Source organism: Streptomyces sp. NPDC002779 (assembly GCF_042888685.1).
GTDB lineage: Bacteria > Actinomycetota > Actinomycetes > Streptomycetales > Streptomycetaceae > Streptomyces.
Genome location: NZ_JBIAQC010000008.1, coordinates 94,381 through 120,714 on the forward strand (window position 1 = coordinate 94,381; position 26,334 = coordinate 120,714).

General features: G+C 72.7%; 24 protein-coding genes. 11 read left to right on the forward strand and 13 right to left on the reverse strand.

Annotated features, from left to right (window positions below; all coding sequences use genetic code 11):
• A complete protein-coding gene (locus tag ACFYW5_RS23095) occupies positions 1 to 765 on the forward strand; it encodes a DUF4239 domain-containing protein (protein ID WP_389418949.1) in 765 nt (254 codons plus the stop codon).
• Positions 766 to 978: 213 nt separating this feature from the next.
• Positions 979 to 1,524, forward strand: a complete 546-nt coding sequence (locus tag ACFYW5_RS23100; protein WP_389418950.1) for a hypothetical protein — start codon at positions 979 to 981, stop codon at positions 1,522 to 1,524.
• 96 nt (positions 1,525 to 1,620) lie between these two features.
• Here the strand turns inward: ACFYW5_RS23100 and ACFYW5_RS23105 are convergent, their stop codons facing one another.
• Positions 1,621 to 2,106 carry a hypothetical protein gene (locus ACFYW5_RS23105; protein WP_389418951.1) on the reverse strand — a complete coding sequence of 162 codons (486 nt, stop codon included), beginning with the start codon at positions 2,104 to 2,106 and terminating at the stop codon, positions 1,621 to 1,623.
• A 342-nt stretch (positions 2,107 to 2,448) separates the two neighbouring features.
• On the opposite strand from ACFYW5_RS23105, the gene ACFYW5_RS23110 reads away from it, so the two are divergent.
• Positions 2,449 to 3,114, forward strand: coding sequence for a class F sortase (locus tag ACFYW5_RS23110; RefSeq protein WP_389418952.1), 666 nt, complete (start codon positions 2,449 to 2,451; stop codon positions 3,112 to 3,114).
• Positions 3,115 to 3,144: 30 nt separating this feature from the next.
• Here ACFYW5_RS23110 and ACFYW5_RS23115 read toward each other — a convergent pair whose 3' ends face one another.
• Positions 3,145 to 3,996: a polysaccharide deacetylase family protein gene (locus ACFYW5_RS23115; RefSeq protein WP_389418953.1), complete on the reverse strand. Its 852-nt coding sequence runs from the start codon at positions 3,994 to 3,996 to the stop codon at positions 3,145 to 3,147.
• 598 nt (positions 3,997 to 4,594) lie between these two features.
• Between ACFYW5_RS23115 and ACFYW5_RS23120 the strand changes: the two genes are divergently transcribed.
• A complete protein-coding gene (locus ACFYW5_RS23120; RefSeq protein WP_389418954.1) occupies positions 4,595 to 5,056 on the forward strand; it encodes a universal stress protein in 462 nt (153 codons plus the stop codon).
• A gap of 27 nt (positions 5,057 to 5,083) precedes the next feature.
• Here ACFYW5_RS23120 and ACFYW5_RS23125 read toward each other — a convergent pair whose 3' ends face one another.
• Entirely contained in the window at positions 5,084 to 5,899 is an 816-nt protein-coding gene (locus tag ACFYW5_RS23125; RefSeq protein WP_389418955.1) for an alpha/beta fold hydrolase, read from the reverse strand.
• Positions 5,900 to 5,971: 72 nt separating this feature from the next.
• Here ACFYW5_RS23125 and ACFYW5_RS23130 point away from each other — a divergent pair, with 72 nt between their 5' ends.
• Complete coding sequence (locus tag ACFYW5_RS23130; RefSeq protein ID WP_389418956.1) at positions 5,972 to 6,445, forward strand: MarR family winged helix-turn-helix transcriptional regulator; 474 nt, start codon at positions 5,972 to 5,974, stop codon at positions 6,443 to 6,445.
• 40 nt (positions 6,446 to 6,485) lie between these two features.
• Here ACFYW5_RS23130 and ACFYW5_RS23135 read toward each other — a convergent pair whose 3' ends face one another.
• Positions 6,486 to 7,634, reverse strand: a complete 1,149-nt coding sequence (locus ACFYW5_RS23135; protein ID WP_389418957.1) for a CapA family protein — start codon at positions 7,632 to 7,634, stop codon at positions 6,486 to 6,488.
• Positions 7,635 to 7,845: 211 nt separating this feature from the next.
• On the opposite strand from ACFYW5_RS23135, the gene ACFYW5_RS23140 reads away from it, so the two are divergent.
• From ACFYW5_RS23140 to ACFYW5_RS23155, 4 genes are all read left to right on the forward strand, one after another.
• Positions 7,846 to 8,391: a sigma-70 family RNA polymerase sigma factor gene (locus ACFYW5_RS23140; protein WP_389418958.1), complete on the forward strand. Its 546-nt coding sequence runs from the start codon at positions 7,846 to 7,848 to the stop codon at positions 8,389 to 8,391.
• A 135-nt stretch (positions 8,392 to 8,526) separates the two neighbouring features.
• On the forward strand, positions 8,527 to 9,042 hold the full coding sequence (locus tag ACFYW5_RS23145) for a hypothetical protein (protein ID WP_389418959.1): 516 nt from the start codon (positions 8,527 to 8,529) through the stop codon (positions 9,040 to 9,042).
• 181 nt (positions 9,043 to 9,223) lie between these two features.
• Positions 9,224 to 9,877, forward strand: a complete 654-nt coding sequence (locus tag ACFYW5_RS23150; RefSeq protein ID WP_389418960.1) for a zf-HC2 domain-containing protein — start codon at positions 9,224 to 9,226, stop codon at positions 9,875 to 9,877.
• A 94-nt stretch (positions 9,878 to 9,971) separates the two neighbouring features.
• On the forward strand, positions 9,972 to 11,153 hold the full coding sequence (locus tag ACFYW5_RS23155) for a PP2C family protein-serine/threonine phosphatase (protein WP_389418961.1): 1,182 nt from the start codon (positions 9,972 to 9,974) through the stop codon (positions 11,151 to 11,153).
• Positions 11,154 to 11,166: 13 nt separating this feature from the next.
• Here the strand turns inward: ACFYW5_RS23155 and ACFYW5_RS23160 are convergent, their stop codons facing one another.
• From ACFYW5_RS23160 to ACFYW5_RS23170, 3 genes are all read right to left on the reverse strand, one after another.
• Positions 11,167 to 12,030 carry an Fpg/Nei family DNA glycosylase gene (locus tag ACFYW5_RS23160; RefSeq protein ID WP_389418962.1) on the reverse strand — a complete coding sequence of 288 codons (864 nt, stop codon included), beginning with the start codon at positions 12,028 to 12,030 and terminating at the stop codon, positions 11,167 to 11,169.
• A 26-nt stretch (positions 12,031 to 12,056) separates the two neighbouring features.
• A complete protein-coding gene (locus tag ACFYW5_RS23165) occupies positions 12,057 to 14,144 on the reverse strand; it encodes a SpoIIE family protein phosphatase (protein ID WP_389418963.1) in 2,088 nt (695 codons plus the stop codon).
• 65 nt (positions 14,145 to 14,209) lie between these two features.
• Positions 14,210 to 15,484, reverse strand: coding sequence for a DUF6777 domain-containing protein (locus tag ACFYW5_RS23170; protein WP_389418964.1), 1,275 nt, complete (start codon positions 15,482 to 15,484; stop codon positions 14,210 to 14,212).
• A 141-nt stretch (positions 15,485 to 15,625) separates the two neighbouring features.
• On the opposite strand from ACFYW5_RS23170, the gene ACFYW5_RS23175 reads away from it, so the two are divergent.
• The gene (locus ACFYW5_RS23175) at positions 15,626 to 17,050 is read left to right on the forward strand and encodes a lipase maturation factor family protein (RefSeq protein ID WP_389418965.1); all 1,425 of its coding nucleotides are present in this window, start codon (positions 15,626 to 15,628) and stop codon (positions 17,048 to 17,050) included.
• Here the strand turns inward: ACFYW5_RS23175 and ACFYW5_RS23180 are convergent.
• The 6 genes from ACFYW5_RS23180 to ACFYW5_RS23205 all read right to left on the reverse strand — a co-directional run bounded on the left by ACFYW5_RS23180 (position 17,038) and on the right by ACFYW5_RS23205 (position 25,092).
• Entirely contained in the window at positions 17,038 to 17,856 is an 819-nt protein-coding gene (locus ACFYW5_RS23180) for an amidohydrolase family protein (RefSeq protein WP_389418966.1), read from the reverse strand. The genes ACFYW5_RS23175 and ACFYW5_RS23180 overlap by 13 nt on opposite strands.
• Positions 17,853 to 18,794 carry an aldo/keto reductase gene (locus tag ACFYW5_RS23185; protein WP_389418967.1) on the reverse strand — a complete coding sequence of 314 codons (942 nt, stop codon included), beginning with the start codon at positions 18,792 to 18,794 and terminating at the stop codon, positions 17,853 to 17,855. Before ACFYW5_RS23185 ends, ACFYW5_RS23180 begins: the two co-directional genes overlap by 4 nt.
• Positions 18,791 to 19,546 (reverse strand): SDR family NAD(P)-dependent oxidoreductase, encoded by a 756-nt coding sequence (locus ACFYW5_RS23190; protein WP_389418968.1) that lies wholly within the window; start codon positions 19,544 to 19,546, stop codon positions 18,791 to 18,793. The genes ACFYW5_RS23185 and ACFYW5_RS23190 overlap by 4 nt, the downstream gene beginning before the upstream one ends.
• Positions 19,543 to 20,871, reverse strand: a complete 1,329-nt coding sequence (locus tag ACFYW5_RS23195) for an L-fuconate dehydratase (protein ID WP_389418969.1) — start codon at positions 20,869 to 20,871, stop codon at positions 19,543 to 19,545. Before ACFYW5_RS23195 ends, ACFYW5_RS23190 begins: the two co-directional genes overlap by 4 nt.
• A gap of 67 nt (positions 20,872 to 20,938) precedes the next feature.
• The gene (locus tag ACFYW5_RS23200) at positions 20,939 to 22,072 is read right to left on the reverse strand and encodes a winged helix DNA-binding domain-containing protein (RefSeq protein WP_389418970.1); all 1,134 of its coding nucleotides are present in this window, start codon (positions 22,070 to 22,072) and stop codon (positions 20,939 to 20,941) included.
• Entirely contained in the window at positions 22,069 to 25,092 is a 3,024-nt protein-coding gene (locus ACFYW5_RS23205) for an alpha-mannosidase (protein WP_389418971.1), read from the reverse strand. The genes ACFYW5_RS23200 and ACFYW5_RS23205 overlap by 4 nt, the downstream gene beginning before the upstream one ends.
• Before the next feature lie 170 nt (positions 25,093 to 25,262).
• On the opposite strand from ACFYW5_RS23205, the gene ACFYW5_RS23210 reads away from it, so the two are divergent.
• A complete protein-coding gene (locus tag ACFYW5_RS23210; protein WP_389418972.1) occupies positions 25,263 to 26,288 on the forward strand; it encodes an alpha/beta hydrolase family protein in 1,026 nt (341 codons plus the stop codon).
• Positions 26,289 to 26,334: the final 46 nt, after the last annotated feature.

Genomic DNA, 26,334 nt, shown 5'->3' on the forward strand with positions numbered 1-26,334 from the left:
TTGCCGGAATGGCTTGTTCTCACCCTCGCGATGCTGGCCGCCTGCGTCGTGGTGGTCGCCATCACCTTCGTCCGCCATCGCACGGCGGCGGAGGACGAGGACCCCTCCGAGACGCCGGACGTCATCGAGTACATGACGATGTGGATCGGCGTGGTCTACGCCATCGTCCTGGGCCTGGCCATCGCCGGGGTGTGGGAGGGGCGCAGTGCGGCGCAGGACCACGTCCAGTCGGAGGCGATCGCCCTGCACGAGATCTCCGAGCGGGTCCGGGTGTACCCACCGGAGGTGCGTGACCGTATTCGGGAGGATGTCAACGCCTATGTCGGACACGTCGTCACCACCGAGTGGCAGGCGATGGCCGACCACGGCGAGGTCACCGAGCGCGGCACCCAGCTCCTCCAGCGGGTCCGCGAGGACGTCACCGACTACGAGCCGCGCACCGACTTCGAGGCCCAGGCCTACCAGCCGATCGTGGACCAGGTCGCCGCCGCGGACCAGGCGCGCAACGCCCGGGCCAACTCGACCGGGGAGACCATGCCGGGGGTGGTGTGGTTCGGGCTGATCGCCGGGGCCGTCGTCACCATCGGGATGATCCTCGCCCTGCAGATCCGGCGGACCCCGCGCGAGCTGATCCTCGCCGTGCTGTTCTCGGCGCTGATCGCCTTCCTGCTCTTCCTGATCTGGGACTTCGACGCGCCCTACAGCCGTGGCATCACGGCATCCGCTGAGCCGTTCCTGAACCTCTTCCCCGACGCCAAGGGCTGAGGGGAACGCACCCGGGGGACGAAGGCGCCACGCCGCCACCGTCCCCCGGCCGCAGGAACGGCTGTCCCCCGAGCGGCCCACACGCTTGCCCCATTTGTACGACTGCGTTCGCGCGGGTGTGCGCACCTTCCTAGCGTTTCGATCATCGAGGTGCATTTCTGGCGCAAGCGGAAAAGGTCCGCAGCTGCTCCTCGGGGACCCGGAGGAACCACCATGCGCGCGATACGCGTCGCTTCGGCCGCGCTGCTGGGCGTGACCGCCCTGACCCTCACCGCGCCGGCCGCCCTGGCCGCGGACGAGGAGAACATCACGCCGTTCGGCTTCAGCGTCCTGCCCTCCACGATCGCCGCGGGCGGGCAGGTCGCACTCAGACTCGAACGGGACGGCGGCTGCAGAGGACCGGCGACGGTCACCTCGGCGGTCTTCGACACGGTCACCATCCGCCCGCATCAGTCCCAGGCGACAGCGGTCGTGGACTGGGACGCCAGGCCGGGCGCGATGTACAAGGTCACGTTCTCCTGCGACAACATCAGCGGCTCGACGGATCTGACCATCGCCGGCGGCCGCACGCCCACCCACCGCCCCTCGCCCCAGCCGCACCCGCACCCGCACCCGCAAAAGGGCGTCCACGCGGGCGAGGGCGGCACCTTCGCCGGGTTCGACCTCCAGGAGATCGGGCTCGGTGCCGCGCTCATCGCGGGCTCCATCGGGGCGGCGTACCACCTCTCCCGCAAGCGCACCTCGGAGGACGGCGGCTGACGCCGGCAGCGCGCACAGGCCTTCGCCCCGGTTCCCCCCGCAAGGGGGGCCGGGGCGAAGGCCTTCACTGACGTGCGATCCCCGAACGGCTGCGGATCAGATCCCCTTCTCGGACCTGCGGCGCATCCAGAACAGTCCGCCACCGACCACGGCGGCGGCCACCAGACCGCCACCGATGGCGATGTCGGTCGGCGTGGCCCCGGACGAGGAGCTGCCGCCGATGCCGCCGCGCACGCCACCGATGACGGTGAACGCGGCCGGACGGGTCAGGGTCCTGCCGGAGCAGGTGACGGTGATGTCGTAGGTGCCCGGGCTCGCGTGGCTGTTGATCGTCGCGGTGCCCTTCGAGGTCTCGTTGGCGCCATGGATGGGCGACAGCCGGGTCGAGGGGAAGGCGTTGGAGGTCGCGGTGCCGCCGTCCCGGCAGCCGTCGACGGTGATGGTCATCTGGCCCCCGCGGGCGATGACACTGGGCAGGGCGACGATGTTGCTCGGCTGGTCCCAGGCGACGGCCGCGGGGGCGGCGAGCCCGAGGGCGGCGACCGCCGCCGCTGACACCGCCAGGGCACGAGAGTTGCGCATCTGATCCTCCGCGGAAGACGCCCCGGGAACCGTCCCCGGTCGATCGGCGAGAAAGCGCCTCCCAGACAGACCCTCAGATGCCGATCAGGAGGCCGCATTTCGGGAATGGTCCGTCCTGGTGAGAGGACACGCCGGGAGAAAAGCGCACAATCGGATATTGTCGCAGGTCACGGCCGGTCAGAAAATTCCTTTCGACGGCAACTCGGATGGCGCACCACCGGATGCCGAAAGGAGTCGGGGCCACCCGTTCGCAGCCGCACCCGTCGCCGGTTTCCCGCTCGGGACTTAGCGTTCTCGTATGCGCGAATGACGGGGCGACGGCCGCGTCGAGAGGGGTAACGAATGTCTGGGTCCGAGCTGGCCGAAGAGGAGGAGCAGCGGAAGAAGCGTGCTCCTTGGGGCGTGATAGCGCTTGTTCTGCTGACCGGCCTCGCGCTCATTCGGAATGGTTCGGGGGAATTCGACGTCGGCCCTCCGCAGCCCGCGTCGGCCGCCGCCGCCGACAGCCGGGTGCAGGGCGCCACCACCTTCGGGGGCGCCCCCGCCCCGCTGCCGTACGCCGTGCCCGACCGGGTCCGGATCCCCGCGATCCAGGTCGACGCGCCGATGCTGGCCGTGGGTCTGGACGCCGAGGGCTGGGTGGACGCCCCGCCGCCGGAGGACCCGAACCTGGCGGGCTGGTTCACCGGCGCCGTCTCGCCCGGCGAGAAGGGCACCGCGGTCGTCGTGGGCCATGTCGACAACAGCCAGGGGCCCGCCGTCTTCTACGGGCTCGGCGCCCTCAAGAAGGGAAATCGCGTCGAGGTGGCGCGCAAGGACGGAAAGACGGCCGTGTTCGAGATCTACGGCATCGAGGTGTTCGAGAAGAACAACTTCCCCGGCGACCGGGTCTACGGCTCCAAGGGCGCCGCGGAATTGCGGGTCATCACCTGCGGCGGCGGTTTCTCCAAGCAGAACGGCTACAACGGCAATGTGGTGGCCTTCGCCCGCCTGGTCGAGGTCCGCTGAGCGTTCCCCGGCCGGGCGGGCGGGAGCCCGTCAGGCGTACTGCCGCCGGGGGACGGTGACGTGATAGCCGGCGTCCAGCAGGTCGGGCAGATAGTCCCGCAGGGCGTGGACGCTCTGGGAGCGGTCGCCCCCGGCGTCGTGCGAGAGCACCACGACGCCGGGGGCGGCGCCGTTCTCCACCCGGCCGACGATGGTCCGGGTGCCGGGGGTGGTCCAGTCGAGGGTGTCGACCGTCCAGGCCAGCGGTTCCATGCCCAGTTCGGCGCCGAGCTGGAAGGCGGCGCGGTTCCAGGCGCCGTAGGGGGCGCGGAACCACTGGGGGCGTTCGCCCCCGGCCTCCTCGACGATGTCGCAGGTACGTTCCATCTGGGAGCGGATCTGACCGCGGGTCAGCCGGGTCAGCAGCGGGTGGGACCAGGTGTGGTTGCCCACGACATGGCCCTCCTCGGCCATCCGGGCCAGCAGATCGGGGCGGGCGGCGGCCATCTCTCCGCACACGAAGAACATCGCCCGCACCTGGTACTCCGCGAGGGTGTCCAGGATGGCGGGTGTGTAGCGCGGGTCGGGGCCGTCGTCGAAGGTCAGCACCATGGTCCGGCCGCGGCCGGAGACCCGCAGCAGCGGGGTACGGCGGACCAGGGTGCGGCGGGGCGCCGCCCGGGGCGGGCCGTAGCCGGTCAGGGGCTGGAGTCGGTAGGAGGAGGGCTTGAGGGCGCTGCGCGCCTGGGGGCCCGCGGCCGGGGCGGCGGAGGGCCTGACCGGTTCGGTGTCCCCGCCCAGGGCGAACAGCCCGGCGGTGCCGGCCGCCCCGACGGCGGTGACGCCGGCGAGCAGGGCCCGGCGGCGGGTGAGCAGCCGGGTGAGCAACGGATCCTTCTGCATGACTCATCAGTCGCCCGGCCGGGCACCGGCGCACCACGACGACACCTCAGCGGCGGCACGATTCCACCCGCCCGGCCCATGACGGACCGTCAGCGGCGGCGCATCAGGGGGAACCGGGGGGAACGGGAAGGTCTCCCGAATGGTCAGGCCGCCCCGGCGCGCGGCCGCTGCCCTGCTGGTGCGCGGCTGCCGCTCTGCCGATGCCGGACGCGGACCTGTGCGGACAGGTCCGCGTCCGGCTCGACGCGCCCGGCCTGGTCCCCTCCGGCGAGGCCGAACGCCGTCGGCGCGCGGCACCGCGGTGCACGCGGGGCGCGGGCCGTCGTTCGGGTGCCCGTTTTCGCGGAGTTTGCGCAGGGGCGTACGCGGTGGTGCGGGACGGGGTGAACGGGACGCGAGCGGCGGGGGCTTCGCCGAGGGGACGGAGCCGGGCGGCCTCCGCGGGGGCGGCGGCGTTCTCGCCGGTCGAGCCTCCCCTCGGGGGCCCGGCCCGCGGGGAGGACGAACGCCGTCGGCGCGCGGCACCGCGGTGCTCGCGGGGCGCGGGCCGTCATCCTCTCCCCGGGGACCGGCCCGTGAGCTCCGATAGCCTCGGCGCGTGACGGAACAGCACACGCACCGGTTCGAGCGGGGCACGGACGGACCCAAGGTCATCCTGGTCGGGGTGGACGGCTCCGACTCCTCCCTGCGGGCGGCGGCGTACGCCGGTGGCCTCGCCCGGCGTCAGCACGCTCTGCTCGCCGTGGTGTATGTCCAGCCGGTGATGGCGGCGGGGGCGGCCCTCGGGGCGCCGGTCGCCGAGGTGACCGACGAGATCGCCGAGGATCTGGTGGCGCAGATCCGGGACGCGACGGAGCGCACGAGGGGGATATTCGATGTGCGCTGGGAGTTCCACACCTTCCGCGGCGACCCCTACAACGGCCTGGTGAAGGCGGCCGACGACCTCAAGGCGGACGCCGTGGTGGTGGGCGCCTCGGAGCAGGCGGGGCACCGGATCGTCGGCTCGGTCGCGATCCGGCTGGTGAAGGCGGGGCGCTGGCCGGTGACTGTGGTGCCGTGACCGGCCCGGCCGGGGTCTCACGGGGCGTCAGAGGGAGCGCAGGAACTCCAGCACCACGCGGTTGAAGGCGTCCGGCCGCTCCATGGAGAGGTAGTGGCCGACGCCTTCGACCGTCTCCGCCCGCCCGTGCGGGACCTCGCGGACGAGACGTTCGGCGGCGTCGATCATGTCGGCCGGTTCGAGGGTGCCGTTGAGCGCGAGCACGGGTACGTCGATCGTGGCCAGCCGGGACCAGGAGTCGGTCACCCGCATGTGCCAGTCCTTCTCCCCCGGCGTGTGCTTCATGATCGTGTGCAGGGCCATCTCCCTGAGCCGGCGCAGGATCTCCGGGTCGATGTCCGCGGCGCTACGGTGTTCGCCGGGCACGACCCGCAGGAAGGCCGCGAGCCAGCCCTCGATGTCACCGGCGCCCAGGGTGCGCGCGAACTCGGCCTGGATCTCGCGGGTCCACGGGTCCGTGTACTGGTGATCGCCGGTCGCGGCACCGCACGTGACCACGGCGCGGACCAGTTCGGGGTGTTCCAGCACCGTGTCCGTGGCGATCACCCCGCCCATCGACACGCCGACCAGGACCGCGGGCCCCGCGTCGAGGTGGCGCAGCAGTCCGGCGAGGTCGTCGGCCCAGCGGAACGGCGCGCTCGCGTTGGCCGAGAAGCCGTGGCCGCGTACGTCCGGCGCGATCACGCGGTACTCGGCGGCGAGCGCCGGTATCTGGTCCGCCCAGTAGCGGTGGTCGACGAACCCGCAGTGCAGGAGGACCACCGGATCCCCCGCGCCGGTGTCCAGGTAGGCGAGGTCACCGTCGGCGGACGGGAAGAAGCGAAGCTCCGAGGCAGCAGTCATGACAACCAAGGTGTCATTCTCTGGATGGTTTGACAACCTGGTTGTCATGATGGGGCGGTGCATGATGTCCGGGTGAACGACAACGACGCCCCGCTTCCCCCCGACGCCCTCGGCCACCATGTCTCCGAGGTGTTCGACCTGATCGGCGCGGTCTACCGCCGCGGGCTGCGGAAGGTCGAGCAGGGCGAACAGGTCGAGGGGGTCTCCGTCGGTGTGCGATCCGTCCTGGGGCTGCTGCGCCGGCACGAGGCCATGACGGTGCCCCAGATGGGCCGACTGATGGCGCTGTCCCGGCAGTTCGTGCAGCGGATGGTCAACGACGCGGTGGCCGAGGGCTGGGCGGAGGTCACGCCCAACCCGGCGCACCAGCGCTCCTCGCTGATCCGGATCACGGCCGCGGGCGAGGCGGTGATCGACGCGATCCTCGCCCGCGAGCACGCCCTGAACCGGCAGGTCGGCGGCGATCTGACCGACGCCGAACTGCGGGCGTGCAAGCGGGTGCTGAAGGAGATGCTCAAGACCTTCGACCACGTCGACATGGACTGAGCGCCGCCCCCGGCGCAGGGGCCGACCCCGGGCATCGGGCCTACTCCCCCATCACCAGCCCGTCCTCGGCCGCGCCCCGGCTGAACACCACGTCCCGGATCCGGTCCCGCACACCCGTGACGTCGGCGCCCTGTCCGAGCGCCTGGTTGAGGTCGACCACCCGGCCGGCGTCGACGTCGAACAGCTGGGGCACGAATTCGGCCTTGGTCACCTCCCAGCGCCCGCCGGGGCGCTTCGGCGCGGCGAAGGTGAAGCGGCCGAGCGTGGACTGGTTGCCGCGCGGGTCGGGGCTGCCCGCGTGGTTGAACATCTGGCCGGCGATCTGGTCGCCCATGCCGTAGATCACCCAGGTTCCGTTCACCTTCTCGTAGGCCTGCGGGACGTGCGCGTGGGTGCCGAGGATGAGGTCGACGGCGGGGCGGTCGCCGGTGCGGGCCGCGGTGAGCGAGCGGGCCAGGGTCAGCTGCTGCCGGTCGGGTTCGTCCTGCCATTCGGTGCCCCAGTGCAGCGATACGACGACCACGTCGGCGCCCGCCCGGCGGGCGGCCCGGGCGTCGGCGAGGATCCGGCCCTCGTCGATCAGGTTGACCGCCCAGGGCTGTCCGGGCGGGAGGGGATAGCCGTTGGTGTCGTAGGTGTAGGCGAGGTGCGCCACCTGCGCCCGGCCGGCGCGCAGCACGGTGACCGTGCGCGCCTCGGCCTCCGCGCGGGCGGATCCGGCATGCCGTACGCCGGCCCGGTCGAGGGCGTCCAGGGTGCGGCGGATGCCGTCGGCGCCGTCGTCGAGGCTGTGGTTGGAGGCGGTCGAGCAGCCGTCGTAGCCGGTGGCGGCGAGGCCCGCGGCGACTTCCGGCGGGGACTTGAAGGCGGGGTAGCCGGTGTAGTTCCCGTTCTCGCCGTAGACCGTCTCCATATGGCACAGGGCCAGGTCGGCGCGGGTCACGAGGGGTTTCACCCCGGCGAACATGGGGCGGAAGTCGTAGCCCCGGCCGCCCGCGTCGAACCGGGCGCGGTCGATGATCGAGCTGTGCGGCAGGACGTCGCCGGAGGCGACGAGAGTGAAGCCACCGGAGCCGGTGGCGGAGGGGGCGGGACGCCCCGGGGCCTCATGGCGGTCGGCCTGGCAGGCCGCGCCCGCGGCCAGGACCACGGTGAGGGCCAGGGCCACCTGTCTACTGCGTGCGATCATCTCTCACCCCGATGTAGTCGTATTTACCCATCAATAGGTAAGAATCAGCACACATCGGTACCTGGTTCCGACACGCCTCTTAGCCCGTCCGGCCCTGCGCCGGTGATGGCCGAGACCGTTCGTCGAACCGTTCGTCGACGCGATCGACCGTCCGTCGCAGACCCTTGTGCGCGGCCTGTCCTCGACGGGCGCCCTGCGATGCCATACGGCCATGACGGCCGGAACCACTCTGATGAACGGGACGACCGCCGAGCACGAGCTCGCCGCACTCCAGCGCGAGCACGGCCGGCCCCTCTTCGCGCTGCTGCTCAGGCTCTGCGACGGAGACCGTCAGCGCGCCGAGGATCTGGTGCAGGAGACCCTGGTCCGCGCCTGGCAGCATCCCGAGGCCCTGCGCGCCGACGACTTCGACTCCGTACGGCCCTGGCTGCTGACCGTCGGCCGGCGGCTCGCCATCGACGCGCGGCGGGCCCGGCAGGCGCGGCCGCCGGAGGTCGGCGACGCGATCCTGGAGAACGCCCGGGTCTGCGCCGACCACGCGGAGCGAGCGGCCGCCGCCCTCGATGTGCGGGAGGCTGTGAAGACACTCACTCCGGAGCACCGTGAAGTCCTGGTGCTGGTGTACTTCCAGGGGGCCAGTGTGGCGGAAGCCGCGCAGACCCTCGGCATCCCGGCCGGTACCGTGAAGTCCCGCGCGTACTACGCGCTGCGCGCCCTGCGCCGGGTGCTTCCCGGATACGCGGCCGACCTGCGGTGAAACCCAAGGCCGGGTCAAACCTCCGTAAAGCGCCTTGCCGTGGACCATGGTTGAGTAATCGGCTGTCTTCATCCGTGTTCCGGACTGGAAGCCCGGTTCGGGCGACGCGTACGCACCGGAGGAAGGCAGGAAGGGATGCAGCACAGAGGCCAAGAGAGCACCGACGGCACCGACGGCGGTGAACTGACCGTTCCCATGGCGTGGTTGTACGCCGAGTACATCGCCGACGAACTGCTGCGGACCGGCGATCTGATGCCGCCGACGTCCTTCGAGTTCCGCGCCGGCCGGGACGCGCTGGCGCTGACGATCTTCCTGTCCGACGCCGGGGGTGAGCTCTCGGGCATCCGCGTCGTCTCCCAGCTCGACACCTGGCTGTCGCTGACGGCGTACGACCAGCCGTGGCAGGACTGGGTGCGCGAGCGCATGGCGAGGAGGGCCGCCGAGGCGATCGAGTCCGGCGCGCCCGCTCCCGATCTGGACCTCGCCGAGGCGGCGTGGCGCTGGCTGGAGGAGACCGAACTGCTCGCACCGGACCTGAACGCGGTGCCGGGCGGCGGCGCCCCCGGGGGCGAGGACGAGGGCCCCAAGGTGTGGACGCCGGCCTGGCAGCTGGGGCTGCCGCTCGGGCACTTGGCGATCCACCTGTTCTAGGCGCGGCCGAGCGGCCGAAGCCCCGTGGAAAATTTTCCGGGACGGGACCAATCCGCCGCCCCGGCCGCTCCGAAACCCTTGGTCGGGATTCTGTGCGGTGCTTGAGTGATTCGGCTGTCCGGTGCGTACGGGTGGGAGCAAGGAGTAACCCACCCCGCACCCAACGGCACGAGGATTCCGCATGAGGTCCCTGGAGAGGCATCGCGACGTCGCCGCGTACGCGCTCGGCGTGCTGGACGAGGCGGACGCCTTCCGCTTCGAGGATCACCTCATGGAGTGCCCCAGCTGCGCGGCACACGTGACGGAATTCGGCCCCGCGACACGGCAGTTGATGCTGTACCGCAGGGCGACTCCGCGCTCCGTGCACCCGATGGCCGGCCCGGGCCCCCGGCTGCTGGACCGGCTGCTGGGCGAGGTGGCGGGACGCCACCGCACCGGCCGCAGGCGCCTGCTGTCCGGCCTGGCCGCGTCGGCGGCGGTGGCGCTGGCCGCGCCGGGGGTCGCGATGACGGCGGCGGACGAGGGCTCGACGGCACGACCGGTCTCGGCCACCGACGAACGCTCCGGGGTGTGGGCGCAGGTGACGGCCGAGAGCGAGCCCTGGGGCACCCAGGTCGAGCTGAAGGTCAAGGACGGGGCGGGCCCCCGCGCCTGCCGGCTGATCGCCGTCGGCCGCGACGGCTCGGCGCAGGTGATCACCAGCTGGAGCGTGGCCCGCCATGACGCCCGCGAGAACACGATGATGGGCGCCGCCGCCTTCCGGACGCACGAGATCGCCCACTACGAGGTCCGCACCTCGGACGGGGAGCATCTGGTGACCCTGCCCTCCCGGTGACCCCGTTGCCCCCGTCGGCGGGCGGGCCCGGCACCCCGGTGTGACACTGCTGGGGACACACCCGAGAGCCCAGGTCCCGACGAGGGGAGCGCAGGTGGGGACGCCCGACGCCGACGACGGTCCGCTGGAGGAGTTCCTCGCCGACCCGGCCAACGCCGCGCTCGAACTGGCCACCGCCGTGGCCCGCTGCTCCAAGGCCCTGGGCCTGCAGCAGTCCGTGGTCTACCTCGCCGACCTCCAGCAGCATCAGCTCGTCCCGCTCACCGACGTGGCCGAGGCACTGGAGATCGACACCACCCTCGCCGGCTGGACGTACCGCACGCAGTCCCTGCGCGTGGAGGAGTCCGAGAACGGCGGCCTGACGGCCTGGTTCCCCCTGCTGGACGGCGCCGAGCGGCTCGGCGTCCTCGCGGTGCACGCCCCGTCCCTCACCTCGCGGACCCTGCGCCGCGGCCGGGCCCTGGCCGCCCTGCTGGCCATGATGATCACGTCCAAGCGGTTGTACAAGGACTCCTTCGTACGGCGCACCCGCTCCGAGCCGATGCAGCTGCCCGCGGAGATGCTCCGCGCCTTCCTGCCGCCGCGCACGATCGGCACCGCGCACGTCGTGTCCACCGGGGTGCTGGAACCGGCCTACGAGATCGGCGGCGACGCCTTCGACCACTCGCTGACCGAGACGACCCTGCACATCGCGGTGCTGGACGCCATGGGGCACAACCTCGCCTCCGGGCTCACCACCGCGGTGTCGCTCGCCGCCTTCCGCAACGCGCGGCGCACCGGCGCGGATCTGCCGGACCTGGTGTCGTGCGTGGACGAGGCGCTGGCGGAGTGGCTGCCGGACCAGTTCTGCACCGGCATCCTCGCCCAGCTCGACCTGGAGACCGGGATGCTGCGCTGGAGCAACTGCGGCCACCCCATGCCCCTGTTGATCCGCGATCGGCGGCTGATCGTGGACGCCATGGAGCGCGACCCCGAGCCGCCGATGGGCCTGCCGGGCCGGTTCTCGACGCGGCCGCGGCAGACCCATGAGCTCGCCCTGGAACCCGGCGACCGGGTGCTCATGTACACCGACGGGGTCATCGAGGCACGGACCGAGGACGGCGGCGAGTTCGGCCTGGAGCGGTTCGCCGACTACGTCATCCGGGCCACCTCGGCCGGCGAGCTGGCGCCGGAGACGCTGCGCCGTCTCATCCACTCGATCACCGACACCCCCAGCAACCGGCTGCGGGACGACGCGACCATCGTGATGTTCGAGTGGTGGCCCCGCACCAAGTGACGGCCAGCGCGGACTACTTGAGGAGCCGGGACAGCCGCCGGTCGGCGAGGACGTGCCCGCCGGTCTGGCAGGTCGGGCAGTACTGGAGCGAGGAGTCGCTGAAGGACACCTCGCGGACGGTGTCGCCGCAGACCGGGCAGGGCTCGCCGGTGCGGCCGTGGACGCGCAGCCCGCTCTTCTTCTCCGCCTTCAGCCGGCCCGCCGCCAGGCCCCGGGAACGCTCCACCGCCTCGGTCAGCGTGGTCCGCAGGGCCCGGTAGAGGGTGCCCGTCTCCGCCGGGGTCAGCTTCGCGGCCAGTTTGAAGGGGGACATCCTCGCCGCGTGCAGGATCTCGTCGCTGTAGGCGTTGCCGACGCCGGCGATCAGGCTCTGGTCCCGCAGGGCGCCCTTGAGCTGACGGCGCTCGTCCTTCAGGAGGGCCGCCAGGCGGGGCTCGTCGAAGTCGTCGGCCAGCGGGTCCGGGCCGAGGCGGGCGATGCCCGGGACGTCCTGCGGGTCCTGGACGACGTAGACCGCCAGGCGTTTCTGGGTGCCCGCCTCGGTCAGGTCGAAGCCCTCGCCGGTCTCCAGCGCGACCCTGAGGGCCAGCGGGCCCTTGCCGGGCCGGGGCGGGCCGTCGGGGAGGCGGTCCTTCCAGTGGAGCCAGCCGGCGCGGGCGAGATGGGTGATCAGGTGGGGGCCGTCCGCCGTCTCGAGGTCCAGGAACTTGCCGTACCGGCGCACCGCGCAGACCTCGTGCCCCTCGACGGCGGCCAGGGGTGGGTCGTACGTCTTCAGCACGCTGATCGCCACGGGCAGCACCCGGACGATCTCGTGGCCGACCAGGCGCTCGGTGAGGAAGTCCTTGAGCGCTTCCACCTCGGGGAGTTCCGGCATACGTCCAGAGTGCCACCGGGGACGGCTCAGTTCCGCCCGGGCACCACGAACTCGCACCACACGCACTTGCCGCCGCCGCGGGCCTCCACTCCCCAGACGTCCGTGAGCAGCTCCACCAGGAGCAGGCCGCGGCCGGACACCCCGTCGTCGCCCGCCTCCCGGCGCCGGGGCAGGGCGCTGGAGGAGTCCTCGACCTCCACCCGCAGCCGGCGGTCGGCGCCGGTGAGCACCCGCAGCGTGACGATCGCGGCCCCCTCGGTGTGCATGAGGGCGTTGGTGATCAGCTCGTCTGCGACCAGCTCGATCTCGTCGTCCCGCTCGCCGGAGCCCCAGGCCCGCACGGCGGCGCGGATCATGTGGCGGGCCTGGGTGAGCGCCTCGGGGTCGCCCGGCGCCACGTGCTGCTGCAGCCGCCCGCCGGTCTGCGGGGCGTCCAGGCCACGGCGCCGCAGCAGAAGCAGGGCGACATCGTCGTCGCCGCCGCGCTCCTCGGCCACCTCGATCAGCCGGTCGGCGAGTTTGCGCACGTCGTCCGGGCCGTCGGCGACCAGGGCGGTGAGCGTCTGCATGCCTTCGTCGAGGTCCAGGCCGGGCTGTTCCACCAGACCGTCGGTGCACAGCAGCAGGGTGTGCCCGGGGTCGAGTTCCAGGGTGCGCACCGGGTACTCCAGGCTCCCGAACTCGGCCGACAGACCGAGCGGCAGGCCGCCGTCCACGGCCACCCGCCGGCAGGTGCCGTCGGGCTGCCGGACGAGCGGGTCGATATGGCCGGCCCGCACCACCTGCACCACCCCGGTGGACAGGTCGGCCTCGGCGTACAAGCAGGTCGCGAACCGGTCGGTGTCCAGTTCGTGCAGGAAGACCGAGGCGCGGGCCATCACGGTCGCGGGGGTGTGCCCCTCGGCCGCGTAGGCCCGCAGCACGATGCGGAGCTGGCCCATGACGGCGGCGGCATGGGTGTCATGGCCCTGGACGTCGCCGATGACCGCGCCGACCCGGCCGCCCGGCAGCGGGATCAGGTCGTACCAGTCGCCGCCGATGTCCCGGCCGAGGGTGCCCGCCGCGGTGCCGGCCCGGTAGCGGACGGCGACGTCGGCGCCGGGGACGCTCGGGATGGTGCGCGGCAGCATGGCCTGCTGGAGGCCGGTGGCCAGGTCCTTCTCCTGCTCGTAGAACATGGCCCGCTGCAGGCTCTGCGCGATGCTGCTGCCGAGGGCGACCAGGACGTTGCGGTCCTCGGGCGAGAAGCCGCGCCGGTCGCTGTAGAGCAGGCCCATGGCGCCGATCGGCCGGGCCTGGGCGATCAGCGGCAGATAGGCGGCCGAGGTGATGTCCAGGCCGGTGATGTGCTGCCACAGCCGGGGATAGCCGTCCGCGAACTCCTGCGGTGACTCGATGAACCGCGGGGTGAGGGTCCGCACCACCTCGCTCATCGGGTACGGCTCGTCGAGGCGGGTGACGCTGGTGCCGGGGACGAAGCTGCCCGCCGGGCCCTCGGCGATCAGCCGGATCCGGCCTGCCTCGACCAGGCCCATGACCAGGCTGGTGGCGCCCAGATGGGTGAGGCCGTGGGTGTCCTTCAGTACGTCGATGACGTCCTGGACCGTGCGGGCGTGCGCCAGCGCGGCGGTGGTCAGCTCGACGACGTTGGTCTGCTGCCGGCGCGCCTCGTCCGCCTCGGCCCGGTCCCGGCGCGCGGCACTCTCGGCCAGCTCGTCGGTGGCGTCCCGGACGATGCCGATGATGCGGCGCGGGCGGCCGGTCCCGTCGCGTCGGATGTAGCCCTGGGTGTGGGTCCAGCGCAGGCTGCCGTCGCGGCGGCGCAGGCGGAAGTAGGCGCCGTAGTTCTCGCTGCCGTCCTTGATGGCCTGGGCGACCATGGTGTCGAGGCGGTGCCCCTCGGCCGGCGGGACCCGGACGCCGAGGCTCTCGGGGCGGCCGTCGTACTCGTCGGGGCGCAGGTCGAAGACCTCGTGGGCCTGGGCGTCCATGTGGAACAGACCGCTGTCCAGGTCCCAGTCGAAGCTGCCCATGCGGTTGAGCGCCAGGATCGGATCCGGGTGGGCGGGCCAGTCGTCCGGGAGTGACAGGGCGCTCGCTCCCCGATCAACCATGCGCCCACCTTGCCAGGAATTGTCCGATTCTTCGACCGGGAAGGGCGGACTCGGGGAGCGAGCCGTCAACTGGTGAAGACATCCGTCGGGCTGCCGAAGATGCTGCCGGAGGCGGACCGCTCCCCGGGCGCGTCGGGGATCAGCCCGCCGGCGTCGGGCACGTCGGGCGTGTCCGGCACGGTCCCCGGGCCGATCTCGTCCGAGGCGTCGAGGGAGAGCTCCGGCTCATCAGGCATCGAGGGCTCGGTCCCGGTGTCCTCGTCCGAGGGCGCCGGCGGGCGCTGCGGCTCGGTCGGCGGCGGGGTGGCCGTGACGGTGACACTGGGGCAGTCCGTCGGAGTCGGCGGTTCCGCGGGGGCGTCCTCGGTGGCGCCGGGGGTGACGGTGACGGTGGGGGTCGCGCAGTCGGCCGGTGTGCTCTCCAGCGGTCCCTCGGGCGCTCCGTCGGGGACTCCCTCAGGCGTTGCCTCGGGCGTGGTGGAGCCGGTGCGCTCGTCGGACGGCTCGGCGCTCTCGTCGTCCGGGGCGAGGCTGTCGTCGGGGCTCGGGGTGCCGGGCGTCGAGGTGCCGGGCGTCAGCGGTTGCGGCCGCGGTACGGGGCGGTCGTGCCGCACGTCGTGGCCGACCCGGCGTTCGATCCAGGTGTTGCTGACGACGTCGATGATCGTGATGTCGGCGATCACCTGGGGTGCCGGAGTCACCACGACGACCTGGGCCGGACGGAAACCCGCCCACGCGGGGCCGCTGACGGTGGGGCTGCCCTGGGTCGCCGCGGGCGGCTTCAGCGGGTTGCCGCAGGCGCAGCGCACCCTGGGCACGCCCCGGTCGTCGACGAGGACGGCGGTGCCGGCCTGGAGGACGGATTGATAGGTGGTCGTCCGTCCGGCGCGGTACCCGTGGCTGGTGACCCCGGTGTCGGCGCGCAGCACGACGGGGGCGAGGCCGCGCAGGTACTGCGGAATCCCGGCCTCCGAGATGCCGGCGGCTCCGGCGAAGGCGCGCGCCTTGCCCTGGTCGGCGGTGAGATAGCCGATCTGCCGGTTCACATCGCAGCTGCCGACGCGCTCGGTGCCGCTGTACAGGCCGGGTGTGGACCCGGAGTAGGAGCGCACGCCGTCGGAGGTCGGGGTGGACTGCGGCGTTCGGGTGACGGGCGGCGGGGTAGCCGTCGAGGTGGCCGTGGAGTCCGTGAAGGGATCGGGTCCCGGTGCCGCCACCGGCTGGAGGAAGACCTCCCCGCTCGCCGCCGTGCCCTTGTCGCTCTCCGAGCCACAGCCGGTGACCAGCAGCGCCGCGGCGAGCGCGCCGGCCGTGACCAGGGTTCCTGTGGGGGTTCGCACCGCACTCTCCCGCCTCTTATCGGGCAGTTCGCCACTCATTGTCTGCTTCACCCGCATGGGTTACGCAACCGGAGGGGCGATGCACGCAGAGTGACCGAACGGCGGAGGCTGGCAGCACAACGGATCGAAGGAGCGCAGGCCGTGGAGTGGTTCACCGCACCCGAGTACTGGCTGAGCCGGCTGGTCTTCCAGCGGGCGCTGGCCGGCGTGTACCTCGTCGCGTTCCTGACGGCGGCGCTCCAGTTCCGCGCGCTGATCGGCGAGCGCGGCCTGCTGCCGGTGCCCGCTCACGTGGCGCGGGTGCCGTTCCGGGCGGCACCGAGCCTGTTCCACTTCCGCTACACCGACCGGCTGTTCGCGGTGTGCGCCTGGTCGGGCTGCGCGGTGTCGGCGGCGCTGCTCACCGGAGTGGACGGGCTGCTGCCGCTGTGGGGCGCCATGCTGCTGTGGCTGGTGCCCTGGGTGCTGTACCTGTCGATCGTCAACGTGGGGCAGACCTGGTACTCCTTCGGCTGGGAGTCCCTGCTGCTGGAGGTGGGTTTCCTCGCCGTCCTCCTCGGCAACGACGAGGTGGCCCCGCCGATCGTGGTGCTGTTCCTGCTGCGCTGGGTCCTGTTCCGCGTCGAGTTCGGGGCGGGTCTGATCAAGATGCGGGGCGACGAGTGCTGGCGGAAGCTGACCTGTCTCGACCACCACCACGAGACCCAGCCGATGCCCGGCCCGCTGAGCTGGTTCTTCCACCGTCTCCCGCGACCGCTGCACCGCGTGGAGGTGGCCGCCAACCACGTCACCCAACTCGTGGTGCCGTTCCTGCTGTTCACCCCCCAGCCGGTCGCCACGGCCGCCGCGGCCCTGATGATCCTCACCCAGCTGTGGCTGGTGCTGTCGGGGAACTTCTCCTGGCTGAACTGGATCACCATCGTGCTGGCGCTGTCCGCGCTCGCGCTTCCCGGCACCTCCCCCTCGGCGGTGCCGGACGCCCCCGCCTGGTACCAGGTCGTGGTCCTCGCCGTCTCCGCCCTGCTCCTCGCCCTCAGCTACCGCCCGGTCCGCAACATGCTCTCCCGCCGCCAGGTCATGAACCGCTCCTTCGACCCCCTCCACCTGGTCAACACCTACGGCGCGTTCGGCAGCGTCAGCCGGGTCCGCTACGAGGTCGTGATCGAGGGCACGGACGAGGACGTACCGCGCGAGGACTCCGACTGGCGGGAGTACGAGTTCAAGGGCAAGCCCGGCGATCCCCGGCACTGGCCGCGGCAGTTCGCGCCGTACCACCTCCGGCTGGACTGGATGATGTGGTTCGCCGCGCTCTCCCCCGCCTACGCGGGCGCCTGGTTCGGCACCCTGGTGGAGCGCCTCCTGGAGAACGACCCGGCCACCCTGAAACTGCTGCGCCGCTCCCCCTTCCCGCCCGACGCGCCGCCCCGCTACATCCGCGCCCGCCTGTTCCGCTACCGCTTCACGACGTGGCGCGAGCTGCGGGAGACGGGCGCGTGCTGGGACCGGACGTATGTGCGGGAGTATCTGCCGCCGACCCGGCTGGCGGGGGTGTCTCACAGGTCGTAGACGCGGCGAGCGGTGCCGCCGAAGATATCGTCCCCTTCGGCCAAGTTCCGGGTGAGGGCGAGCACTTCACCGTAGGGGGCGAGTGGGGTGCACACCGGCCAGTCCGAGCCGAACATCAGCCGGTGCGGCCCGAAGGCATCGAGCACGGTGTGGGCGTACGGGCGCAGGTCGTCCACCGTCCAGGAGGCGGGGTCGGCCTCGGTGAGCAGGCCGGAGAGCTTGCAGACCGTGTTGGGCAGCGCGGCCAGGGCGCGCAGGTCGGTGGCCCAGGGTTCGAGGGCGCCGGAGGCGACGGGCGGCTTGCCCGCGTGGTCCAGGACGAAGGTGAGTCCGGGCAGGGCGGCGGCCGCCTCGGCGCAGGCGGGGAGCTGAGAGGGCAGCACCACGAGGTCGTACACCAGCCCGGCCTCGGCGACGGCGGCCAGGCCGCGGCGTACGTCCGCCCGCAGCAGCCACCGCGGGTCCGGCTCGCCCTGCACCTGGTGGCGGATGCCCTTGAGGTACCGGCCGCCGGGGAGTGCGCGCAGACGGGCGAGTTCCTCGGCCACGCCGGGGCCGGTCAGGTCGGTCCAGCCGACCACCCCGGTGACGAGGTCGTGCCCGGCGGCCAGGGCCAGCAGCTCCGGGGTCTCCTCCGGCACGGTGACGGTCTGGACGAGGACCACTTGCTCCACGCCTGCCGCGCGGGCCCGAGGCGCCAGCTCCGTGACGGTGAAGTCACGTCGGAGCAGGCTGCCCGGCGCGATCCAGCCCTGGTCGCGGACGGACAGCTCCCAGACATGGACATGCGCGTCCACCACCGTCACGGCAGCTCCCCCACCCCGCCCAGCAGGCCCATGTCCCGCAGTTCCTGCCAGAAGGAGGCGGGCACCTCGGTAGCGAACTGGTCGGCGCAGTCGTGCACTTCGGCTGCCGAACGGGCGCCGACGAGCACGCTGGTGACCGCCGGGTGGGCCGCGCAGAAGGCCAGGGCCGCGGCGCGCAGGGTGATGCCGTGGCGCTCGGCCGTCTCCTTCATGCGCAGGGCGCGGTCCACCAACTCCTGCGGCGCGCGGGCGTAGTTGTACGTCGCTCCCGGCCGCGGATCCGCCAGCAGACCGGAGTTGAAGGGCCCGCCGATCACCACCGACGTGCCCCGTGCTGCGGCGGCGGGCAGGAGGTCGGCGAGGGCGCTCTGGTCGAGCAGGGTGCAGCGGCCGGCGCAGAGGACCACGTCCACGTCGGTGTCGCGGACGAAGCGGGTGAGCATCTCCGCCTGGTTCATCCCGGCGCCGATCGCGCCGACCACGCCCTCGGAGCGCAGCTTCTCCAGCGCCGGATATCCCTCGCGGAAGGCCTCTTCGGCGTGGTCGTCGGGGTCGTGGAGGTAGACCAGGTCCACCCGGTCCAGGCCCAGCCGTTCCAGGCTGGAGTCCAGGGTGCGGCGGATGCCGTCGGCGGTGAAGTCCCACACCCTGCGGTGGGTGGCGGGGACGGCGAAGCCGTGGGCCAGGTCGTCGCCGTCCCCGTCCGACGGTTCCAGGCGGCGGCCCACCTTCGTCGAGATCGTGTACTCCTCGCGCGGCCGCTCGCGCAGGGCGGCGCCCAGGCGGCGCTCGGACAGGCCGAGGCCGTAGTGCGGGGCGGTGTCGAAGTAGCGGATGCCGCGGTCCCAGGCGGCGCCGACCGCCTCGTACGCCTGCTCGTCGCTGATCGGGGTGTAGAGGTTGCCGAGGGCTCCGGCGCCGAAGCCGAGCCGGGTCACGGGGTCACCGGCCGCAGGCGCAGGCCCTGCATGCCGCCGTCCACGGCGAGGGCGGTGCCGGTGGTGGCGCCGGACAGCGGGCTGGCCAAGTAGGCGATGGCGCCCGCCACTTCCTCGGCCGTCACCAGGCGTCCGGTGGGCTGGCGGGCCTCCAGTGCGGCGCGCTCGGAAGCGGGGTCGGGGGCCTGGGAGAGCAGCCGGCCGATCCAGGGGGTGTCCGCCGTACCGGGGTTGACGCAGTTGACGCGGATGCCCTCGCGGACGTGGTCGGCGGCCATGGCGAGGGTGAGGGCGTGCACGGCACCCTTGGTGGCGCTGTACAGCGCGCGCTGGGGCAGGCCCGCCGTGGCGGCGATCGAGCAGGTGTTGACGATCGCCGCGTGCCGCGACTCGCGCAGCCGCGGCAGGGCGGCGCGGGCCGTGCGGACCATGCCGACGACGTTGACGTCCAGGACGCGGTGCCACTCGGCGTCGTCGTTGTCCTCGACGGTCCCCTGGGCGCCGATGCCCGCGTTGTTGACCAGCACGTCGAGGCCGCCGAGGTCGGCCACGGCGGCGGCGACAGCGGCCCGCACCTCGGCGTCGTCGGTGACGTCGGCGCGGTACGCGAGCAGCGGCTCCTCCACCGGGGCCGGGTCCAGGTCGAGGACGGCGACCCGGGCGCCGCGCGCGGCGAGCAGGTGCGCCGTGGCCCGTCCGATGCCGGAGGCGCCCCCGGTCACCAGCGCCTTGAGTCCCGCGAAGTCGTTCATGCGGCGTGCCCCTTCTCCTCGTCGAGGGCGGTGGTCCAGTAGGAGCCGTCCGGGAAGGTGTACCGGGCGAGGGACTCGGGGCGCATGGCCGCCGAGAAGCCCGGAGCGGTGGGTGCCGCGTAGTGGCCCTCACGGATCACCACGGGGTCGAGGAAGTGGTCGTGCAGATGGTCGACGTACTCGATGACCCGGTTCTCGGTGGTCCCGGTGACCGCGACGTAGTCGAACATCGACAGGTGCTGGACGAGTTCGCACAGTCCGACCCCGCCGGCGTGCGGGCAGACCGGCACGCCGAACTTGGCGGCCAGCAGCAGGATGGCGAGGTTCTCGTTGACACCGCCGACGCGGGCCGCGTCGAGCTGGACGATGTCGACGGCGCCGGTCTGGAGCAGCTGCTTGAACACGACCCGGTTGTGGGCGTGTTCGCCGGTGGCGACCTTCACCGGGGCGACCGCCTCGCGGATCGCCGCGTGGCCGAGGATGTCGTCGGGGCTGGTGGGCTCCTCGATCCAGTACGGGCCGAACTCGGTGAGGGCACGGGTCCAGCGGATCGCCTCGGCCACGTCCCAGCGCTGGTTGGCGTCGAGCGCCAGGCGGATCCCGGGGCCGATGGCCGAGCGGGCGACGCGGCAGCGCCGGATGTCGTCGGCCAGGTCGGCGCCGACCTTGAGCTTGATCTGGCGGAACCCGTCGGCGACGGCCTCGGTGGCGAGCCGGGTCAGCTTCGCGTCGTCGTAGCCGAGCCAGCCGGGGGAGGTGGTGTAGGCGGGGTAGCCCGTGCTCCGGAGTTCCGCCGAGCGCTCGTCGGCGCCGTCCCGGCCCCGGCGCAGAAGTTCCAGGGCCTCCTCGGGCGTGAGGGCGTCGGTGAGGTACCGGAAGTCGATCTGGCGGACGATCCACTCGGGTTCGGCGTCGGCCAGGAGCCGCCACAGCGGCTTGGCGGCGCGCTTGGCGGCCAGGTCCCACACGGCGTTGACGACCGCCCCGATCGCCATGTGCATCACGCCCTTCTCGGGTCCCAGCCACCGCAGTTGGCTGTCGCCGGTCAGTTCGCGGCTCAACGTCCCCGGATCCGCGCACAGTTCCTCGACGGACCGTCCGGTCACCTGACCGCGCAGGGCGTCGATCGCGGCGACCTGGACCTCGTTGCCCCGCCCGATGGTGAAGGCGAAGCCGTGCCCCTCGTGCCCGTCGGCGGCGTCGGTGCGCAGGACGACGTAGGCCGCCGAGTAGTCGGGGTCCGGGTTCATCGCGTCGGAGCCGTCGAGCTCCCGGGAGGTGGGGAAACGGATGTCGTAGGTGTCCACCGCGGTGATGCGATTCATACGACCATTCTCCGCCCACAGGCCCCCGAGGGGGCGGATTTCGCGGAATTCTGTCTCAGAGGTCCGATCAATCGGCGGGGAGGACGCGCACCTGGGCGGCCGGGAGCTTCTTCCACCAGTGGCCGTAGCGGCTGTAGACGCGCGGCTCGCGTGCCGCCAGCAGCGCCGGCAAGGACGCGGCCTCCCGGGCCAGTTCCTCCCACACCCCGGGCGGCAGCTCGTGGAAGGCCGTGGCCTCGATGCCGCCCTCCACAGGGCGCCAGACGCCCGCCACCTGGCCGTCGACCAGGAGCGTCGGCAGCACATCGCCGTTGACGCGGATCACCAGCGGGCGACAGGCGGGCGGGATCACCCGGGCGCGATCGGCGTACGCGAGCAGCACGCTGTCCCACATCGCCATCAGCCGGGGCGGCGCCGGGGTGTCCCCGGGCGGGCGCGGGGCGCCCGGGACGTCGTGGAGGACCGTGCCGTCGGGGCCTTCCAGCTCCTCCAGGGATCCGGCGAGCGCGCGCAGGGCGGTGCGGACGCGGGCCCGCTGCACCGTGGCGAACTGGGCCAGGTCGGCGATCGAGGCGGGCCCGAAGGACGCGAGGTAGCGCAGGGCGAGGGCCTGCAACGCCTCCTCGGGCCCGCCCTCGGCCCGGCCCTCCGGCCCCGCGACGTACGCCGGCGACGTACCGAAGGACCACGGTCCCCCGGTCACCGCGTGTACGAGCGGGGTGAAGGACCGCAGCCCCCACCACGCCCCCTCCTTCCGCTCCTCGCCGACCCGTTCCCCGAGCCACGCCGTCATCTCGCCGTTCGACCGCGGCTCGGCCGCGAACTCCAGCAGCCCCGGCTCCAGTTCGGCGGCGTCGGCCGGGGTGAGCCCGGCGGCGGCGAAGCGGTACCCGAGCCGGGAGGCGTGCAGCGTCGGCCGCATCGCCTCCCGGAGCATCCGGTAGTCCTCGTGGTGGACGGCGTGCAGGGTGATCCGCAGCAGGGTCGCCTTCAGGAGGGTGCGGTCGGCGAAGGCTGCGTCCAGATCGGCCGGCGCGAAGCCGGCGAGCCGGTTCCACAGCGCGAGATACGGCGACGCCGGCTGCTGCGCCTGCACCGCCAGGATCCGCCGTACGGCCTCGGCCACCCCCAGCGGCTCGCGGCGCAGCAGCAGTTGGCGGCCGAGGGTGGCCCGGTTCAGTTCCCGCGCGCTGATCTTCACAGCACGGATTCTGCCCTCCGGAACCGCAACGTCACCAGCTCGAACGGCCGCAGCCGTACGGCGACACGGTTGCCGTCCCGCTCGACGGCACCGTCCGCGAGCGGGCGCTCCAGCAGGTCCGTGGCGGTGACGTCCGCGACCTCGAAACCGGCGGTGAGGGTCGCGCGGGAGCGGCCTCCGTGCGCTTCGTGGAAGCGGACGACCACATCGCCGCTGCCGTCGTCGGCAAGCTTGACCGCGGTGACGACGACGGCGTCCCGGTCGACGCCGACCAGTGGGACGACCTCCCCGGCGCCGGTGCGGCGCCGCTCGGGCAGGTTGATCCGCCAGCCCTCGCGGACGGCGTCCCCGATGGCCGCGCCCGGCACCAGGGCGTGCCGGAAGCGGTGGACGCCCTGGTCGGTCTCGGGGTCGGGGAAGCGCGGGGCGCGCAGCAGGGAGACGCGCACCGTGGTGGTCGTCCCGCGGTCGCCGCCGGTACGGACCGTGCGGGTCACGTCATGCCCGTACGTCGAGTCGTTGACGATCGCCACGCCCCAGCCCGGCTCCTCCAGGTGCACGAACCGGTGGTTGCACGCCTCGAACTTCGCCGCCTCCCAGGAGGTGTTGGTGTGGGTGGGCCGGTGGACGTGCCCGAACTGGGTCTCGGCGGCGTACCGTTCGGCGTGCACGTCGAGCGGGAAGGCGAGCTTCAGGAACTTCTCCGTCTCGTGCCAGTCGACCTCCGTGTCCACGAGCAGCCGCCGCTCCCCCGGCGCGAGGGAGAGCACCTGCGTGACGCGGGAGCCGCCGAAGGACCGTACGATCCGCACCGCGTGCCCGTCGGGGACGATCTTGTCCACCTCGGTGAGATCGGTGACCGTGTTCCGGTAGAACTCGTCGACGTCCCAGGCGTCCCACATGTTGGGGAAGTCCGGGTGGAGCTGGAGGAGGTTCGCGGCGCTGCCCGGTGCGATCGTCTCGCGGTCGGCGTCGAGGTCGTAGGCGGAGACGACCAGCCCGCGCGCGTCGATCCCGACGCGCAGCAGGCCGTTGTCGAGGACGTGCCCGCCGCCGGGCCCCGAGGTGAGCCGGGTCCGGCCCTCGTCGGCCGGGGTTCCCGCGCCGCCCGCCGGGACGCCGTCGCGGGGGTGCGGGGCGGCGTTGAAGGCGAGCGGGGTCGAGCCCTCCCCGGCCAGGGCGCCCTGGGCGGCGTCGATGATCCCGTTCAGCTCCGCGGCGAGGCGCTCGTAGGTCGCCCGTGCCTCCCGGTGCACCCACGCGATGGACGAACCGGGCAGGATGTCGTGGAACTGGTGGAGCAGCACCGTCTTCCAGATACGGTCCAACTCCTCGTACGGATAAGGGAATCCGGTGCGTACCGCGGCCGTCGCGGCCCACAGTTCGGCCTCGCGCAGGAGGTGTTCGCTGCGCCGGTTGCCCTGCTTGGTCCGCGCCTGGCTGGTGAGGGTGGCGCGGTGGAGTTCCAGGTAGAGCTCGCCGACCCAGACCGGCGGGTTCGGGTACTCGGCCTGCGCCTTGGTGAAGAACTCCGCCGGGGTCTCCCACACCACCGTCGCCGAGCCTTCGAGGTCGCGCAGGCGGGCCGCCTTGGCGATCATCTCGCGGGTGGTGCCGCCGCCTCCGTCGCCCCAGCCGGTGGGCGCGAGGGAGTGCCGGGCGACGCCCTTCTCCCGGAAGTTACGGGCGGCGTGGGCGATCTCGGCGCCGTTCATGGAGCAGTTGTAGGTGTCGACGGGCGGGAAGTGCGTGAAGATCCGGGTGCCGTCGATGCCCTCCCAGCTGAAGGTGTGGTGCGGGAAGGGGTTCGTCCGCGACCAGGAGATCTTCTGCGTCAGCAGCCACTTGGAGCCCGCCGCCCTGATGATCTGCGGCAGGCCCGCGGCGAAGCCGAAGGTGTCGGGCAGCCACGCCTCGTCGTTCTCGATGCCGAACTCGTCGAGGAAGAAGCGCTTGCCGTGCACGAACTGCCGGGCCATCGCCTCCGAGCCCGGCATGTTCGTGTCCGACTCCACCCACATCCCACCGGCCGGCACGAACCGCCCGTCCGCCACCGCCTTCTTCACCCGCGCCCACACCTCGGGCCGGTGCTCCTTCACCCATGCCCACTGCTGTGCCTGGGACATGGCGAACACGAACTCCGGCTCGTCCTCCAGCAGCGCGGTCATGTTGGCGGTGGTGCGGGCCACTTTGCGGACCGTCTCGCGCAGCGGCCACAGCCACGCCGAGTCGATGTGCGCGTGGCCGACGGCGCTGATGCGGTGGGCGGAGGGCACGGCCGGTTCGGACAGCACCGTCTCCAGACGTGCCCGCGCCTGCGCCGCCGTGCCGTTGACGTCCTGGAGGTCGATCGCGTCCAGCGCCCGGTCCACCGCCCGCAGGATCTCCCAGCGCCGCGGGGAGTCCACGGGCAGCGCGGCCATCAGCTCACCGAGCACCTCCAGATCGAGCACCAGCTCCCACACCGTCTCGTCGAGGACCGCGAGATCCATCCGGGCGAGCGTGTACTGGGGTGCGCTGCCCGCGGTGTGCTGGTCGCCCAACGGCGTGGGCACGAAGGGGTGGTAGCCGAGGACGACCGGGTTGGAGGCGGCCTCGACGTGCAGCCGCACCTCCTCACCGCCCTCGACGGGCGCGCCGATCCGTACCCACTGATTGCGCGGGTTGAGTCCTTTCACCGGGCTGCCGTCGGGCCGGTAGACCAGGCCCTCGCACTGGAAGCCGGGTATGTTCTCGTCGAAGCCCAGGTCGAGCAGGGCCTCGACGGTCCGCCCGGCCCACGCCTCGGGGACGATGCCGGTGACCCGGAACCAGCTGGTGCCCCACGGAGCACCCCAGCTCGCGCCCACCTCGATCGGCTCGGGCTCGGCCGCGAGTCCCTCGGCGACCGGCACGGGCTCACCGGGCGCGTGCCACACCGCCACCTGGAGGGGTACGGACTCGGGGTACACGGCGGGACGGATGCGCTCGTCGAGGACGCGCTTGAGGCGGCCTTCGACCAGGCTGCGGTCGTCATGCATACGGGGTCTCCGTAGGTCGTCCGGGCGGGGTTCCGAGCGGGAGACGGCCACCGGGAGCGGGTGACCGTCTCAAGGGCTGACCTGGTGTACGGCTCCCCTGCCGCACCCGCTTCGAACCGGCCCCGGGGAAACCGCTCCCCGCCGGCGCCCCGCAGGGGGACAATGGCGGCATGCGGCTGCGGGGACTGGCCTGTGCCGCCGCCGGGCTGTCGCTGCTGCTGGCGGCGGGCTGCACCGGCGGCGCGGACGAGGACGCGCGCCCTACGGCGTCCGCGAGCGCAAGCCCGCGTACGACCTCCGCCGCCCCGGCACCCTCCCCCTCCCCCGTGGACCCCGTCTCCCTCCAGGCCCTGATCCAGCGCGAGCACCGCGGCTCCGGCCTGCGCCTGGGGACCGTCCTGGCGCGCACCGCCGCCTACACCTCGTACGCCGTGACGTACGAGAGCGACGGTCTGACGATCTCGGGGCTGATGAACATCCCGGCGGGCAAGGGCCCCTTCCCGGCGCTGGTGCTCGCGCACGGCTACATCGACCCGGCCGTCTACACCACCGGCCGGGGCCTGGCCCGCGAACAGGACCTGCTCGCCCGCGAGGGGTACGTCGTCCTGCACACCGACTACCGCAATCACGCCCGCTCCGACGACGACCCCGACAACGACGTGAACCTGCGCCTCGGTTACACCTCGGACGTCATCGGCGCGGTACTGGCACTGCGCGGCTCCGGCCGGCCGGAGATCGACGGGGACCGGATCGGGCTGCTCGGGCGCTCGATGGGCGGCGGGGTCGTGTACAACACGCTCGTGGTGACGCCCGGTCTGGTCGACGCGGCGGTGGTCTTCGCGCCGGTGAGCGGCCGGCCGCAGGACAACCTGGAGCGGTTCCAGCGCGGCGAGGGCGCCCCGATCGCCGCCGAGATCGACGCGGCGCACGGCACGCCCGAGGAGAACCCGCGGTTCTGGCGGAACGTCTCGCCGCTGACCTTCGCACACCGGGCGACGGAGCCGCTGCTGATCCACCACGGCACCGCCGACGACACCTGCCCGCTCGCCTGGTCGAAGCGGACGGTGGCGGCGTTCGAGGCGGCCGGGAAGGACGTGGAGCTGCGCCGGTACCGGGGCGAGGGGCACACCTTCGGACCGCGGTGGCCGGACTCGATGGAGGCGACGACGGCGTTCTTCGAGCGGCACCTGCGCTGAGCGGCGCCGGGCCGCGCTCTCGACGCCGGGGCGCTCGGCGGGCAGA

What these genes read in the sequence shown, in the direction of transcription:
- ACFYW5_RS23100 (WP_389418950.1), top strand. Translation starts at nt 979, where the DNA reads ATGCGCGCGATACGCGTCGCTTCGGCCGCGCTGCTGGGCGTGACCGCC.
- ACFYW5_RS23105 (WP_389418951.1), bottom strand. Translation starts at nt 2,106, where the DNA reads ATGCGCAACTCTCGTGCCCTGGCGGTGTCAGCGGCGGCGGTCGCCGCC.
- ACFYW5_RS23110 (WP_389418952.1), top strand. Translation starts at nt 2,449, where the DNA reads ATGTCTGGGTCCGAGCTGGCCGAAGAGGAGGAGCAGCGGAAGAAGCGT.
- ACFYW5_RS23115 (WP_389418953.1), bottom strand. Translation starts at nt 3,996, where the DNA reads ATGCAGAAGGATCCGTTGCTCACCCGGCTGCTCACCCGCCGCCGGGCC.
- ACFYW5_RS23125 (WP_389418955.1), bottom strand. Translation starts at nt 5,899, where the DNA reads ATGACTGCTGCCTCGGAGCTTCGCTTCTTCCCGTCCGCCGACGGTGAC.
- ACFYW5_RS23135 (WP_389418957.1), bottom strand. Translation starts at nt 7,634, where the DNA reads ATGATCGCACGCAGTAGACAGGTGGCCCTGGCCCTCACCGTGGTCCTG.
- ACFYW5_RS23140 (WP_389418958.1), top strand. Translation starts at nt 7,846, where the DNA reads ATGACGGCCGGAACCACTCTGATGAACGGGACGACCGCCGAGCACGAG.
- ACFYW5_RS23145 (WP_389418959.1), top strand. Translation starts at nt 8,527, where the DNA reads ATGCAGCACAGAGGCCAAGAGAGCACCGACGGCACCGACGGCGGTGAA.
- ACFYW5_RS23150 (WP_389418960.1), top strand. Translation starts at nt 9,224, where the DNA reads ATGAGGTCCCTGGAGAGGCATCGCGACGTCGCCGCGTACGCGCTCGGC.
- ACFYW5_RS23160 (WP_389418962.1), bottom strand. Translation starts at nt 12,030, where the DNA reads ATGCCGGAACTCCCCGAGGTGGAAGCGCTCAAGGACTTCCTCACCGAG.
- ACFYW5_RS23165 (WP_389418963.1), bottom strand. Translation starts at nt 14,144, where the DNA reads ATGGTTGATCGGGGAGCGAGCGCCCTGTCACTCCCGGACGACTGGCCC.
- ACFYW5_RS23190 (WP_389418968.1), bottom strand. Translation starts at nt 19,546, where the DNA reads ATGAACGACTTCGCGGGACTCAAGGCGCTGGTGACCGGGGGCGCCTCC.
- ACFYW5_RS23195 (WP_389418969.1), bottom strand. Translation starts at nt 20,871, where the DNA reads ATGAATCGCATCACCGCGGTGGACACCTACGACATCCGTTTCCCCACC.
- ACFYW5_RS23205 (WP_389418971.1), bottom strand. Translation starts at nt 25,092, where the DNA reads ATGCATGACGACCGCAGCCTGGTCGAAGGCCGCCTCAAGCGCGTCCTC.
- ACFYW5_RS23210 (WP_389418972.1), top strand. Translation starts at nt 25,263, where the DNA reads ATGCGGCTGCGGGGACTGGCCTGTGCCGCCGCCGGGCTGTCGCTGCTG.